The following is a 14849-nucleotide window of genomic DNA, read 5'->3' as shown; positions in this document are numbered from 1 at the left end:
CCACCCAATGACCAATGCTATTCCTTATATAATAAGTATAAACAGCTACTTAATTCCCATCGCATTACGCATGGTAAAGAACAGATCGGTTTGATCGGTCAAGCCAACCACGTTACCCGCATGTGGCCCATAGGCTGCGACACGAAGCTGAGTTCCCGTATGTTCCTGTGAGTCACCTTCAGAATTGCCGTAGCTAATCGCCATCACCGCACCATCTTTGGTCGTTAACGCCTGAGTCAGCCCCGGCGCTTTACTATCGGGTGCAATAATCTGGCTGGAATGGGCATGGTCTGCGGTCACAATCACCAAGGTATTGCCCTCTTTGCGCGCAAATTCTAATGCTTTTTGTACCGCTTCATCTAAGTCAACGGTCTCACCGAATTGCCCACAGGGATTAGCAGCATGATCTTGTTTATCGATCGACGCCCCTTCTACCTGCAAGAAGAAACCTTTTGGATTTTTATCTAACAACGAAATCGCTTTTTCTGTCATCTGCGCCAGCGTCGGCGTAGAAGCGCTGCGTTCAGGATTAACGCTACAGGTTACCGGCGCGCCATCCAGATTCCCGTGATAGGTCGCTTTTGGCCCCTGCCAGCGTACCGGCATGTTGCCTTCAGAAAAGAGCCCCAGAACCGGCTTTTGCTGGTCAGCAATGCTCAGTTTGTTTAACTCATCCAGATTCGTGACCACCTGGTAGCCAAGCCCTTCGGCCTGCTGCATCAGCGTTTTGCCTTTCCAATCGCCTGAATTTGCCGTTTCAGAGAAAGTTTTGGCCCCACCGCCCAGCGTCACGTCGGCACGGGTTTTTAAAAGCTGCTCGGTAATAGAGCCTTCACCGCCATTTTCCAACGCATTCCCTGGGCACAGTTCCAGCGTTTTACTTGGCCCATAGCATTTCCGTGAGGTTACATGAGATGCCTGTGCCGCAGGCGTGGCGTCCTGCAATTCTGCCGTTGAGACGTTGCCCGTGGCTTTTCCCGCCGCTTTCGCAATTTCTAATAGGGTGCGATGAGACTTACCGTTCACGTCTACGCCCAGAGCGCCATTGTAGGTTTTCACGCCGGTGCTCCATGCGGTCGCTGAAGCCGCAGAGTCTGTGACATAGTCTGGTTTATGGCTTTTCTTATCCAAAGAGTAATGCGTGTATTGCCCCGTCAGCGGCAAGGCATCAATTCCTTTAAATTGGCCGCCAGCGCCTTCGGCATAGTTACGCGCAGAGGTAATTTCAGAATCCCCCATACCGTCGCCAATCAGCAAAATGACATTTTTAGCCGTTTTATTACTTAAAGAAGCAATGAGTGCGGTCGTTTGATCCTGCGTCATGCGTCGTGCACCACCAAACTGGGTGATATCCCCTTGGGCTGCTCGCGCCGTTAAATCAGCGACAGCCGGATTAGCGGCCTGCACCGGTGGCATTAACATCATCAGGCTTAACATCGATAACGAAAAAATTTTATTAGAGGCCACTTCACTATCTCCTTGTAAATAAATACTCTGCATATACGCTTCGCGCTTCAAGATGCAGGCAGTATAAGAAGGCTTAGTGAAGGTTTTGTGACGGAGTTGTTCTAGAAATATGACAATGTGGCGTAATCTCGAAATATCGAGGTAAATATATACCCAAAATAATTGGAGTTGGAGTTGCTTCAAGTATGAAGGGTATAGGCCCATATAATCTTGCTAAAGTAGTAGCAGAAATAAAATGAGGATGACGTTCCATCCTCTAAGAACACGTTCCATACATGAAGGATGCTCAGCTATGCAATATCACCGCATTCCACACAGCTCGCTGGAAGTTAGCGAACTGGGCTTAGGAACCATGACGTTCGGGGAACAAAACAGCGAAGCTGATGCCCACGCACAACTCGATCTGGCGATTGCCAGCGGAATTAACCTGATTGATACCGCAGAAATGTATCCGGTGCCGCCTCGCCCAGAAACTCAAGGTCTGACCGAGTCCTATATTGGCAGCTGGCTAGCCAAACGAGGCAACCGTGAGAAAATTGTGCTGGCGACGAAAATCACCGGGCCTGTGCGTAACAACGACAGCGGTATTCGTCCTGAACAAGCTCTCGATCGTAAAAATATACGCGCCGCGCTGGATGCCAGCTTAAAGCGGCTCAATACCGATTATGTCGATCTTTACCAACTGCATTGGCCTCAGCGGCCAACCAACTGTTTCGGTCAGCTGGGTTACCGCTATACCGAACAGAAGCCCGCAGTCACGATCTTAGAAACCTTAGAAGCACTGTCTGAGCAAGTTCGTGCAGGTAAAATTCGCTATATCGGGGTTTCTAACGAAACGCCTTGGGGCGTCATGCGTTACCTACAGCTGGCAGAAAAACACGATCTGCCGCGTATCGTTTCCATCCAAAACCCCTACAGTTTGCTCAATCGCAGTTTTGAAGTGGGATTAGCGGAAATCAGCCAATATGAAGGCGTTGAGCTGTTGGCCTATTCTTGCTTAGGCTTCGGCACCTTAAGCGGAAAATACCTCAACGGGGCAAAACCCGCCACGGCGCGTAACACCCTGTTTAGCCGTTTCACTCGCTACACCAGCAAACAAACCGAAGGTGCCGTTGCTGAATATGTGGCACTAGCGAAAAAACATGGGTTAGATCCCGCGCAGATGGCATTGGCGTTTGTGCGTCAGCAGCCATTTGTGTCCAGCACTTTGCTGGGCGCAACCACGCAGGAACAGTTGAAGAGTAATATTGAAAGCAGAAATTTGGTGCTCAACGAAGATGTGCTGAAAGCTATTGATGAGATCCATAGCCGCTTTACTTATCCGGCACCATAAGTGCTAAAACGGCCCTCCCTTTACCGGGAGGGCACTTAAAACCATTTAAATTTTGCGTTTTCTACGCACCACGTCCCATCCCCAGACGCCCGCGATTGCCAAGGCAAAGACCACGCCAAAGCCCACACCGATCCCCACCACAGGGACACCGATTTTCACCACCAGCGAATACAACCCTAGCATCAGCAGCATGGCGGTGTTTTCACCTAGATTCTGTACCGCGATAGCATTACCCGCGCCTACGCTGTGCCTTCCACGCTCTTGCAGCAACGCATTTAGCGGCACCACAAAGAAGCCGCCGCAAATCCCCACCAGCACTAACAGCGCATAAGAAACCGATGGGCTGCTTTGCATTGCAAACCACGCCACCACAACGCCAATCAAAACACCCGCAGGCAGACAGCGTTTCACCGTAGTTAGCGTGACAAGTTTCGCCGCCGCCGCCGCGCCAATCACAATCCCGACCGCCACCATCGCGTTCAGCAAGGTTGGTGTGGTGTTATCCGTGATATTCAGCACCACTGGCACCCACAGCACGAGCAGGAAACGCAGCGTAACACCGGCTCCCCAAAATAGGCTGGTGCCAATCAGCGAAAAACGTGCTTCCTGATTATTCCATAACACCCGACACGCATTGCCGAAAATCGACACCATACGGGCAGGATTCCATGACTGCGCGGGATGCGCCGCTTTTAGTTTCGGTATGAACCAATTAGCCGCCACCGCTGCGCCATAAACCAATACGCATAGTGCCAATGCCGCGATCACATTGAGATCAGCCATCATACCGCCAGCCACCGATCCAATCAGGATCGCCGCGATCGTGGAGGCCTCCATCAACCCGTTCGCTTTCACCAACTGATCGCCACTGGTGATCTCGCCGAGAATACCGTATTTCGCCGGAGAGTAAGCCGCCGCGCCAATGCCCACCAGGGTATATCCCAAGAATGGATTAAAGCCGAAACAGATAACCAACGCGCCCAGCAGTTTCAGCGCATTGGCGACCATCATGACTCGGCCTTTGGAGAAACTGTCGGCAAACTGCCCCACGAACGGGGCAAGAATGATATAGGTCGCCACAAACGCCATCTGTAAAACCGGCTGGCTCCAATCGGGATAGAGCTGCTGTTTGATCACCGCAAGCGTGGCAAACAACAACGCATTATCACCAAACGCCGAGAAAAACTGCGCCAGAATCACCGCCTTCATGCTGCGGTTTAACAGCGGCGCTGTCGGACTTACTGCATCACTCATGCTGTTTCTCCGGTTGCGGTCTCTTTGTTTTCGGCCATTTGGCGTAGGGTAACGAAATCAATTTTCCCGCTCCCTAACACCGGCAATGGTTTAAGGAAACGAATATCGCGTGGCACGGCAAGTTCTGGCACACCGCTTTCACGCGCCTGTTTTAACAAGCGATCACGGCTTAATTCAGCATCGGTCGTAAACAACACCAGCGCTTCGCCTTTACTGCTGTCACTACGCGACGACGCTGCATGTTCATGATCGGGAGACACTTTTAAGGCCAGCTGCTCCACGCTTTCCAGCGATACCATTTCGCCCGCTAACTTCGCAAAACGCTTAACGCGCCCGCGGATAACGCAATAGCCTCTATCGTCTAACGTGACCACATCACCGGTGTCATACCAGCCCGCTTCCATCACGCCGTCAGCATTTTCCGCCTGTGGAACTTCCAGCACGCCAGGATTCTCGACTCGCAGATAGCCTTTCATGATATTTGGCCCGCGTAGCTGTAAACGCCCGCCTTGCTCTATGCCAGTAATCTTCATTAAGCGCGCTTCCATCGATGGCAAAATTCGGCCAACGCTGCCGACCTTCGTCGACATTGGTACGTTAATCGCCACCACTGGCGCACATTCGGTCACGCCATAGCCTTCCAGAATACGAATGCCAAATTTGTCCTGCCAAACCTGCGCCGTATGTGGCGATAGTTTCTCAGCGCCAGCCACCACGTAACGCAAGCGAGCAAAATCATAAGGATGAGCAAAACGCGCGTAGTTCCCCAAGAAGGTTGAGGTACCAAACAGCACGGTACAGTTACGATCGTAGACCAGTTCCGGCACTACGCGATAATGCAAAGGACTTGGATAGAGGAAAACGCGGCTGCCGGTCATCAACGGCGTGAACAAGCCAACGGTCAAACCAAAGGCATGGAACAGCGGTAAGGCCGACATAAAACGGTCCGCAGGCGTAAAATCAGCCACGGTACGAATTTGCTCAACGTTAGCCATCAGGCTAGCGTGGGAATGCACCACGCCTTTTGGATAGCCTTCAGAGCCTGAGGTAAACAGGATCAGCGCGGCATCATCCGGCTTTTGGGGAAGCATCGCGCGTTCAGGCCGCAGCAAATGTTTGATAATCCAAATTTTATCATCGCGCGTTACGGTATCTTTCAGATCTTCCAGATAGACCCAGTTAGCCTCGGTCACCTGCTCGGGCAAATGCGTCAGCTTGCCTTTTTCTAAAAACTGGCGCGACGTCACGATGGTTTTGATGTTAGCAGCCAACATGGCATTCTTCACGCCGTTAACGCCCGCAGTGTAGTTCAACAATGCGGGAACGCGGTTACGCATGGTGGCACCAATAATCGCGGCGGCTGTAATCGTTGCGTTCGGCAACAACATACCCACGTGCTCACCTTCCGTGGTGAATCGCTCGAGAATACGGCTTACCCCTAGTGATTTTTTTAATAGCGTACGGTAGCTATCTTCTTTAAAAGAGATGTCTTCGATAATCGGTTTGGAAGCGCCGTAGCGGGTCATTGCCGCCAGCAGCCCCTGATATAAAGTATGCTGCGGCTGAGAATCCATCCGCGCCTTCATCATGATGTCATGCAGATGCTCACCGGCTAACAAACGACGGTCGCGCGCACGCGGTGCTTCGGGCATGGCCAAATGCGTTGGCGGCAAAATATGAATACTGATCTGAGGGAACCAGCGGATTTTAAACAGCCCGCGTAGGCGACCAAACGGCGTAAACTCTGCGCCTTCAATTCGAACGGGAATAATCGCCGCACCTGATCGCGCCGCCACAAACGCGGCACCATCATAAATCTTCATCATCGAGCCGGTCACGGTGATACGCCCTTCAGGGAAAATCACCACCGGACGTCCCTGCTCAACCAGACGGATCAGATGTTTAATCGCCATCGGCTTAGTAGGATCGAGCGCCACAATATCCACATACTTGCTGATAAAACGCATGTACCGGCTATCAGCAATCGAGCTATAAACGGCAAATACAGGCCTAATGGGCAAATAAAGCGCCATTAAAACGCCGTCTAAAAATGAGACATGATTGGGCGTTATGAGCAATTTTTCATGCTTGAAAGAGTGCTCAAGACCGGTAATTTTTATGCGGAATATCAAGCGAAACAAAGCGCGGAAAAAACGGAAAATCATGACATCTCCCTATGTTCAAAGGTTATACGCAATAAATATCACGCATATTTTCGTTGAGCATACTAAAGCCCTGATATTTTTTCAGGAAACAGATAAGAAATAATCATATTTTAAGAGTATGTAACGCACGATAAGAAGTTACGGCAGGATTGAGGCAAAAAAAAACCTACGCATCCGCGTAGGTCGGTGTAATTTATTGGCTCAGTAGCAAATGCACTGAAAAACCCACCAATCAATACCTCTGGGACGGCTAATGTAGAAGACATTCGGCTGCATCACTATGCATTTATCGCAAGATAACCATTCAAAATGCAACGATATGTAAAATACCTTTCAAACCCGAAACACCTCAGGGAAATACCGGAAAAAGTGGAGAACGCTGCCAACACAGCAGCAGCTCCAAATACGCAGGGGAAACAAAAAAAAACCTACGCATCCGCGTAGGTCGGTGTAAACATTGGCTTCAGTCACAAATGTACTGAAATCGCACCAATCAATACCTCTGGGATATTTAGGTTAAAACGTCGTTCCATTCGCTACCAGCTGTGAATCGCAACATTCGTGAGCAAAATGTAACTAGCGGTGTTATTTCTGTCGTTCTGAGACATATCCCTAGAAACCGATATCGCACGGGACTTGCGGCGGCGGGGGTTTTCCGCAACACTGGCGTGTAACCGCTTCCCCACACTGTATTTTTGGATAATCCCATGGCTACCATAAAGGATGTTGCCAAACTCGCGGGTGTTTCCGTAGCCACGGTTTCTCGCGTTATCAATAATTCACCTAAAGCCAGCGACAGCTCACGCAATGCCGTGATGTCTGCCATGGAACAGTTGCAATATCATCCCAATGCCAATGCCCGCGCGCTGGCTCAGCAATCGACTGAAACGATTGGCTTAATTGTATCTGACGTTTCTGACCCCTTTTTTGGCGCGATGGTCAAAGCGGTTGAGCAGGTCGCCTATGCCACCGGTAACTTTTTATTGATTGGTAACGGTTACCACAACGCCGATAAAGAACGTCAGGCGATTGAGCAATTGATCCGACATCGCTGTGCGGCGCTGGTGGTTCACGCCAAGATGATCCCAGATGAAGAGCTGGCGCATCTCATGAAGCAAATTCCGGGAATGGTATTGATCAACCGTACATTACCGGGATTCGAAAAGCGCTGTGTGGCACTGGATGACCGTTACGGTGCTTGGCTCGCTACGCGTCACTTGATCCAGCAAGGGCACAAAAACATCGCCTGCATCTGTTCAAACCACCCTATCTCCGATGCGCACGATCGCCTACAGGGATATTTAGACGCATTGCACGAACATCATATTCCGGTTGACGACAGGCTGATCGCCTACGGTTCACCGGATGAAATCGGTGGCGAACAGGCGATGACTGAGCTGCTTGGCCACGGAAAAGCAGTAACCGCCGTGACCTGCTATAACGATCCTATGGCAGCTGGCGCGCTATCGGTGCTGAGCGACAACAGCATCGACGTTCCAGGGCAAATTTCGTTAATAGGGTTTGATGACGTGCTGATATCACGCTATCTACGCCCGCGCTTAACCACGATCCGTTATCCCGTGGTCGCCATGGCAACGCAGGCAGCAGAACTGGCGCTGGCATTATCAACGTCATCGCCGCTGCCAGAAACCACGAATATGTTCAGCCCCACGCTAGTATGTCGTCACTCGGTCTCTACACCGCGTTCGGTATGATAGACTCAAGGTTTTGCGGCTAATGCAGAGAACGTATTCATGATTACCATGCTGGATGTATCGCGACAGGCTGGCGTCTCCAAGGCCACTGTTTCCCGAGTATTAAATAATACCGGTCAGGTTAAAGAGAGCACCCGTATTGCGGTATTTAAAGCGGTCGAAGAGTTGGGCTATCGGCCCAATTTACTGGCGCAAGCATTGGCGAATCAGACCTCCAATACCATTGGTTTAGTCATCTCTAACTTTGATGGCCCCTACTTTGGCCGACTGCTGCGCCAAGCTGCCCAGCTTATTGAAGCCAGCGGTAAACACATGATTGTTACCGATGGTCACGACACACCTGAAGGCGAACTTGAAGCCGTTCGTCTACTGATTGATCGTCGTTGCGATGCCATCATTCTCTATACGCGTTTTATGGAAGAGCCTGCGCTTATGCAGTTAATCAGTCAGCACCCCGCGCTGATGGTGATTAACCGCAACCTTCCTCAGGCTCGCGAGCGTTGTGTGGTTTTCGAACAACAGCAAGCCGCCAGCGAAGTCGTCAACTATCTGATTGCTGGCGGCCATCACGATATCGCCTGTATCACGGCCCCCATCAATACCCCAACGGGGCAGTCACGCTTAGCAGGCTATCGAGAAGCTTTAGAGCAAAACCACATCGCCTATCGTGATAATTTTGTTGCCTTTAGCGATAGCAGCATCGCAGGCGGATACCACGCCTGCCGCGAGCTTCTCGAAAAGAACCCATCCTTTACCGCCCTTTTCGCCTGCAATGATGATATGGCGATCGGTGCTCTGCGTGCACTCCATCAGGCGGGGAAACGCGTTCCTGATGATGTTTCTCTGTTTGGGTTTGATGACGAACCTAGTGCGGAATATTTACAGCCATCGCTTTCCACGGTGTATTTGCCTATCGATAAAATGATTTCCACCGCGATTGAGCAAGCGCTGCGCTTAAGCAATGGCGAAATCGTTGAGCCGGTAAAACCGTTTGTTGGAGAGTTGAAGGTGAGAGAGTCGGTCATTAACCGCAAATAACGTGTACTACCCCCTCCCAACCTCCCCCTTCGCAGGGGGAGGGGCCGATCGAGATTCTTACAGACACCACTGAACAGTTCCCTCCCCTGCCAAGGGGAAAATATCCCAACCCAACCTCCCCCTTCACAGGGGAAGGGGTCGATCGAGATTCTTACAGACACCACTGAACAGTTCCCTCCCCTGCCAAAGGGAAAATATCCCAACCCAACCTCCCCCTTCACAGGGGAAGGGGTCGATCGAGATTCTTACAGACACCACTGAACAGTTCCCTCCCCTGCCAAAGGGAAAATATCCCAACCCAACCTCCCCCTTCACAGGGGAAGGGGTCGATCGAGATTCTTACAGACACCACCGAACAATTCCCTCCCCTGCCAAGGGGAGGGTTAGGGTGGGGTCATTACCCAAACATACCGAATCGATAGTAGAGTAAGCCCTTCGACACTAATGTCGAACCCTCCTCCAAGTGTCGACAGCGACACACTTCCGACACACAAAAATCACAATAAAACACTTCACATCAAATTGAAAAATAACAATTAAATTATAAATAAAGCCTACTGGCACGTTTTGTGCTTAACAAGGAGGAATTTTACTTTTTGTAGTCTGAACCAGAGGACTGAACATGAACCGCTTTGTTATTGCGGATCCCCGATTATGTATCGGGTGCAACACCTGTATGGCCGCGTGCTCTGAAGAGCATAAGACTTATGGCCTGCAGACTGAGCCGCGTCTGGTGGTGGTTAAAGACAATCACGATTCTGTGCCTGTCATGTGCCATCACTGTGAAGACGCGCCATGCGCACAGGTTTGCCCGGTCAATGCGATTACCCATACCGACGACGCCATTCAGCTGAATGAAAGCCTATGCGTGAGCTGCAAGCTGTGCGGTATTGCCTGCCCATTCGGTGCTATCACCATGAACGGCAGCAAGCCTTTGCACATTCCAGCCAACAGCAATACGCCAAAAGCCTTGCCCGCACCGCCAAACAAGCGCGGCATCAGCCCATTCTTAGATTGGTATCCCGGTATTCGTAGCATCGCAGTGAAATGCGATTTATGTCAGTTCAGCGAACAAGGGCCTGCCTGCGTTCGTGCCTGCCCTACTCACGCCATCATGCTAGTTGATGATAACCAACTGTCTCAGGCGAGCGCGGCCAAACGCCAAAACGCGATGGACGCAATGGATGCCGATTTGATGATGTTTAGCTCATTCTCAGAGGGGTCCGACGCACAATGAATACCGTTGAATTATTGAGTTTCGCGCTCAGCATTTATCTCATTTCAGCCATTCTGGCGTTGCTATTAGGTGCAACAGGTTCAGGCTGGATTGGCGCTCGCGTTGCAGCGCTAGGTGCATTGGTTGCGGGCGTTGCAGGAACCTGGAGTGCTTGCCAAGGGCTGGCGTTTACGCCTGAAATCGTTAGCGCTAACCTGTTTAATCACACGCCGGTGCTGTTCAGCACGCTCAACAGCCTCATGCTGCTGCTGACCTCCGCGGTGAGCCTGCTGTGCGGCATTTATGCGTTTAGCTATCTCAAGGGTTATGCCCCGAAGAAAGCCGCACTGATTGGTTGCTTAATGAACCTGTTGAGCGCGGCTATCAGCCTGTTAGTGCTAACCGATAACGCCGTTATGTTTGTTGCACTGTTAGAACTGATGACGCTGTTCACCGCGTTGCTGGTGTGGCAGTCGCAGGATGCCAAAGCGCGTAAGGCAGCAAGCTTATATTGGCTGATGTCGCGTTTAGGCACTGTGCTTATCATTGCCGCATTTTGGATTATTTACCGTCATAGCGGCACCTTGGCGTTAAGCGAATTCCATCTGGCAAACCTGAGCCGTGGCTTAGCTTCATGGGTCTTTGTGCTGGGCTTACTGGGCTTTGGCATCGTTTCTGGTTTAGTACCGCTTCACGGTTGGATCCCACAGGTTCACTCTAGCGCACCAAGCCATGCCGCTACGCTGATTTCTTCCGTGATGCTGAAAGTCGGTCTGTTTGGTTTGCTGAAACTGAGCATCGACTGGCTGGGCATGCCGCAGCTGTGGTGGGGCGCCGCATTGATGATCGTCGGTGCGTTAACCGCTTTTATCGGTGGTTTGTACGCGCTGATGGAGCACGATATCAAGCGCCTGTTGGCTTATCACACCGTAGAAAACATCGGCATTATTCTGCTAGGGCTTTCCGCCTGTGTGCTCGGCTTAGCGCTGGGTAAACCTACGTTGGCGGTACTCGGTTTGATGGCTGGCCTGTTCCATATGGTTAACCACACGTTGTTTAAAGGCGTGCTGTTCCTCGGTGCCGGAGCGGTTATCCGCAGCACAGGCGCGAAAGATATCGAGAAACTGGGCGGCGTTGCTCGCCGTATGCCGTTAACCGCAACGGCGATGTTAATTGGTCTGATGTCGATGGCGGCACTTCCCCCGCTTAATGGCTTCGTCAGCGAATGGTTTACCTACCAATCCCTATTCTCGCTGAGCCACTCTTCCGCGGTGAGCATGCGAATTATCGCTCCGCTGGTAATGGTAGTTCTGGCCATCACCGGTGCACTCGCCGTGATGTGCGTAGCGAAAATCTTCGGCGTAACGTTCCTAGGCGCACCACGCAGTGAAGGTGCAGCGAATGCTGGCTGCGCACCCGCTTCCATGCTTTTCTCTCCGGTATTGCTAGCGATTGGCTGTTTGGCATTTGGTATCGGCGCACCTTGGGTTCTGCCATATATGCTGCAAATGGCGGCAGGCTCTCTGGGCTTGATGCTCGATCCGCATCAAATGACACAGGGCGCGGTGATGATTTCTGGCACCACCAATACCACTCTGCTTTCAACACCGATGATCGCCATTTTGATGCTGGCCTTCCCGATTCTGCCAATGCTGCTCGTGGGTATGTACAAAAACTCACGCCTGCCACGCCGTAGCCACGGTGATGCATGGGCCTGTGGTTATGGGCACGAAGCGGAAATGGTGGTTACGGCAACCGGCTTCGCTCAGCCTTTGCGCGTGATGTTTGCCCCGATCTATCGCCTACGTAAAGTTTGTAACCCCGCGCCTGTGTTCGGTGGTCTGCTGCGTGACGGTGCAATGCGCGTTTATCCAGCGTTAGCGGTGATTGAACTCGCCCTGCTGCTAGTGGCGATTTTCGCCTGAGGAGAATGACATGAGTTCGCTTTCTATCCTTGCGCTGGCGTTGATTCAGGCTTTAGCCCTGTTGGCGCTGGCTCCGTTATTTAGCGGAATTTCCCGCGTGCTGCGTGCCAAAATTCACAGCCGCAGCGGCCCTGATATTTTTCAGGATTACCGCGATATTTTTAAACTGTTTAGACGACAAAATATTTCTCCAGCGGCTTCAGGCGTGTTCTTCCAGATGATGCCTTATGTGATGGTTGGCACCATGCTCACCATCGCGACGGCCCTGCCGATTGTCACCGTCATCAGTCCGCTATCACCGATTGGTGATTTGATTACCGTGGTATATCTGTTTGCCGTTGCGCGTTTCTTCTTTGCGATTGCAGGCTTAGACACCGGAAGCACCTTCACCGGTATCGGCGCTAGCCGTGAATCCATGCTGGGCATTTTAGTTGAACCGATTCTCATGCTAGGCCTTTGGGTTGCAGCACTACTGGCAGGTTCAACAAATCTGGGCGTGATGAGTTTCCACGTACTGAACTGGGACGTGAATTCCTCACTGGCTCTGGTACTGGCACTTCTGGCCTGTGCATTTGCCACCTTTATCGAAATGGGCAAACTGCCCTTCGATATGGCCGAAGCCGAACAAGAATTGCAGGAAGGTCCGTTGACCGAATATTCCGGTTCGGCGTTTGCCGTGCTGAAATTAGGCATCAGCCTTAAGCAGTTAGTTGTTCTGCAACTCTTCATCGGCGTTTTTGTCCCTTGGGGCCAAATGGCCACTTTCAGCGCGGGTGCTTTGGTTCTGGCGATCGTGGTTGCCTTTATCAAACTGCTGGTTGGGATTGCCCTTATCGCCCTGTTTGAAAACAGCGTTGCCCGTTTGCGCTTCCTGAAAACGTCTTACACCACTTGGGCCGGTTTCGGTCTGGCGGCAATGGCGTTCTTATCATGGTTAATTGCGTGAGGCCGGTTATGACAACCTTCACTCACCTACTCACTATTTCACCCTCTCAGCTTACGGGGCATCACGGTTTATGAATCAGCAAAAAACAGGTCAACATTACATTCAGGAACTGCGTCAGCAGTTCCCTTCAGCGATTCTGGACGAAAGCTGGCAGACAGACACTCAGGCAACCATCACCATTAAAACCAATATGTTGCCGGAAGTGGTTGAGTTTCTGTATTACAAACAAGGCGGTTGGTTATCGGTTCTGTTCGGCAATGACGAACGTCCACTGTGCGGCAGCTATGCGGTGTACTACGTGCTCTCCATGGAAACCGGCACCAAATGTTGGATCACCGTAAAAGCGCTGGTCGATGAAAGAACGCTGGAGTTCCCGTCCGTGACTCCTCGCGTACCGGCTGCCGTTTGGGGCGAGCGCGAAGTGCGTGATATGTACGGTTTAATCCCGGTTGGATTGCCCGATGAGCGCCGTCTGGTGCTGCCAGATGATTGGCCAGATGAGCTGTATCCGCTGCGCAAAGACTCAATGGACTATCGTCAGCGTCCGGCGCCAACCACTGACGTTGAAACCTATCCGTTCATCAACGAAAGCAAAAGTGGCAAAATTGTCCCTATCGGGCCACTGCACATCACCTCTGACGAACCGGGGCATTTCCGCTTGTTCGTTGACGGTGAAGATATCGTCGATGCCGATTATCGTCTTTTCTACGTCCATCGCGGCATGGAAAAGCTGGCCGAAACCCGCATGGGTTATAACGAAGTGACCTTCCTATCTGACCGTGTTTGCGGCATCTGTGGCTTTGCACACAGCACCGCGTACACCTCTTCAGTAGAAAACGCGATGGGCATTCAGGTTCCTGAACGTGCACAGGCTATTCGTTCTATTCTGCTGGAAGTCGAACGTTTACACAGTCATCTGCTGAACCTCGGTTTATCGTGCCACTTCGTCGGCTTTGACTCCGGCTTTATGCAGTTCTTCCGCGTACGTGAAAAATCCATGAAAATGGCTGAAATCCTCACCGGCGCACGTAAAACCTACGGTCTGAATCTGATCGGCGGCATCCGCCGCGATCTGCTGAAAGACGACATGATCCAAACCCGCAAGCTGGCCGCTGAAATGCGTGCCGAAGTGAAAACGCTGGTTGATATCCTGTTCAGCACGCCAAATATGGAACAGCGCACCGTTGGCGTGGGTCGTTTAGATCCACAAATCGCACGCGATTTCAGCAACGTCGGTCCAATGATCCGCGCCAGCGGTCATGCCCGTGATACCCGCGTGGATCACCCATTTGCGGGTTACGATCTGCTGCCAATGGAAATCCACACGGAAACCGGCTGCGACGTGATTTCTCGCGTCAAAGTTCGCGTGAATGAAGTCTTCACCGCGCTGAATATGATCGACTTCGGTTTAGATAATTTGCCGGGCGGCCCGCTGGCCGTTGAAGGCTTCACCTATATTCCAAACCGTTTCGCACTGGGCTTTTCTGAAGCACCACGCGGCGATGATATTCACTGGTCGATGACCGGTGATAACCAGAAACTCTACCGCTGGCGCTGCCGTGCGGCCACCTACTCTAACTGGCCAACGCTGCGCTACATGCTGCGAGGCAACACGGTATCCGATGCACCATTAATCATCGGCAGCCTTGACCCTTGCTACTCCTGTACCGACCGCGTAACGCTGGTCGACGTGCGTAAACGCAAGTCCGTTACCGTGCCGTACAAAGAAATCGAGCGCTATGGTCTGGAACGCAAAGACTCACCGCTGAAGTAAGGTCAGGAGAATACCC

At 51.7% G+C, this 14849-nt stretch carries 10 protein-coding genes; 7 read left to right on the top strand and 3 right to left on the bottom strand.

Annotation, left to right across the window (positions count from 1 at the left end; genetic code table 11):
• Nucleotides 1-45: 45 nt before the first annotated feature.
• Entirely contained in the window at nt 46-1437 is a 1392-nt protein-coding gene (gene phoA, locus U0008_RS03750) for an alkaline phosphatase (protein ID WP_043491098.1), read from the bottom strand.
• Nucleotides 1438-1759: 322 nt separating this feature from the next.
• On the opposite strand from phoA, the gene U0008_RS03745 reads away from it, so the two are divergent.
• Nucleotides 1760-2800, top strand: coding sequence for an NADP(H)-dependent aldo-keto reductase (locus tag U0008_RS03745; protein ID WP_043491060.1), 1041 nt, complete (start codon nt 1760-1762; stop codon nt 2798-2800).
• Nucleotides 2801-2845: 45 nt separating this feature from the next.
• Here U0008_RS03745 and lplT read toward each other — a convergent pair whose 3' ends face one another.
• Complete coding sequence (lplT, locus tag U0008_RS03740) at nt 2846-4054, bottom strand: lysophospholipid transporter LplT (protein ID WP_043491058.1); 1209 nt, start codon at nt 4052-4054, stop codon at nt 2846-2848.
• The gene (aas, locus tag U0008_RS03735) at nt 4051-6219 is read right to left on the bottom strand and encodes a bifunctional acyl-ACP--phospholipid O-acyltransferase/long-chain-fatty-acid--ACP ligase (protein WP_043491056.1); all 2169 of its coding nucleotides are present in this window, start codon (nt 6217-6219) and stop codon (nt 4051-4053) included. The genes lplT and aas overlap by 4 nt, the downstream gene beginning before the upstream one ends.
• A 707-nt stretch (nt 6220-6926) precedes the next feature.
• On the opposite strand from aas, the gene galR reads away from it, so the two are divergent.
• From galR to U0008_RS03705, 6 genes are all read left to right on the top strand, one after another.
• Complete coding sequence (galR, locus tag U0008_RS03730; RefSeq protein WP_121626101.1) at nt 6927-7934, top strand: HTH-type transcriptional regulator GalR; 1008 nt, start codon at nt 6927-6929, stop codon at nt 7932-7934.
• 39 nt (nt 7935-7973) lie between these two features.
• Nucleotides 7974-8972, top strand: coding sequence for a LacI family DNA-binding transcriptional regulator (locus tag U0008_RS03725; RefSeq protein ID WP_043495777.1), 999 nt, complete (start codon nt 7974-7976; stop codon nt 8970-8972).
• A 622-nt stretch (nt 8973-9594) separates the two neighbouring features.
• Nucleotides 9595-10209 (top strand): 4Fe-4S dicluster domain-containing protein, encoded by a 615-nt coding sequence (locus U0008_RS03720; RefSeq protein ID WP_025801574.1) that lies wholly within the window; start codon nt 9595-9597, stop codon nt 10207-10209.
• Nucleotides 10206-12113: a proton-conducting transporter transmembrane domain-containing protein gene (locus U0008_RS03715; RefSeq protein WP_043491043.1), complete on the top strand. Its 1908-nt coding sequence runs from the start codon at nt 10206-10208 to the stop codon at nt 12111-12113. The genes U0008_RS03720 and U0008_RS03715 overlap by 4 nt, the downstream gene beginning before the upstream one ends.
• A 10-nt stretch (nt 12114-12123) precedes the next feature.
• A complete protein-coding gene (locus U0008_RS03710; protein ID WP_025801576.1) occupies nt 12124-13059 on the top strand; it encodes a respiratory chain complex I subunit 1 family protein in 936 nt (311 codons plus the stop codon).
• A gap of 70 nt (nt 13060-13129) precedes the next feature.
• Complete coding sequence (locus U0008_RS03705) at nt 13130-14833, top strand: hydrogenase large subunit (protein ID WP_025801577.1); 1704 nt, start codon at nt 13130-13132, stop codon at nt 14831-14833.
• The last annotated feature ends 16 nt before the right edge of the window (nt 14834-14849 follow it).

Origin of the sequence: Hafnia alvei, assembly GCF_034424155.1 — a bacterium.
GTDB lineage: Bacteria > Pseudomonadota > Gammaproteobacteria > Enterobacterales > Enterobacteriaceae > Hafnia > Hafnia alvei.
Note: the sequence above shows the minus strand (reverse complement) of the source record. Positions and strands in the feature narration are given on the sequence as shown.

Excerpts from the sequence above, each read along its gene's own strand:
- phoA (WP_043491098.1), bottom strand. The coding sequence starts at position 1,437 with ATGTTAAGCCTGATGATGTTAATGCCACCGGTGCAGGCCGCTAATCCG.
- U0008_RS03745 (WP_043491060.1), top strand. The coding sequence starts at position 1,760 with ATGCAATATCACCGCATTCCACACAGCTCGCTGGAAGTTAGCGAACTG.
- lplT (WP_043491058.1), bottom strand. The coding sequence starts at position 4,054 with ATGAGTGATGCAGTAAGTCCGACAGCGCCGCTGTTAAACCGCAGCATG.
- aas (WP_043491056.1), bottom strand. The coding sequence starts at position 6,219 with ATGATTTTCCGTTTTTTCCGCGCTTTGTTTCGCTTGATATTCCGCATA.
- galR (WP_121626101.1), top strand. The coding sequence starts at position 6,927 with ATGGCTACCATAAAGGATGTTGCCAAACTCGCGGGTGTTTCCGTAGCC.
- U0008_RS03725 (WP_043495777.1), top strand. The coding sequence starts at position 7,974 with ATGATTACCATGCTGGATGTATCGCGACAGGCTGGCGTCTCCAAGGCC.
- U0008_RS03720 (WP_025801574.1), top strand. The coding sequence starts at position 9,595 with ATGAACCGCTTTGTTATTGCGGATCCCCGATTATGTATCGGGTGCAAC.
- U0008_RS03715 (WP_043491043.1), top strand. The coding sequence starts at position 10,206 with ATGAATACCGTTGAATTATTGAGTTTCGCGCTCAGCATTTATCTCATT.
- U0008_RS03710 (WP_025801576.1), top strand. The coding sequence starts at position 12,124 with ATGAGTTCGCTTTCTATCCTTGCGCTGGCGTTGATTCAGGCTTTAGCC.
- U0008_RS03705 (WP_025801577.1), top strand. The coding sequence starts at position 13,130 with ATGAATCAGCAAAAAACAGGTCAACATTACATTCAGGAACTGCGTCAG.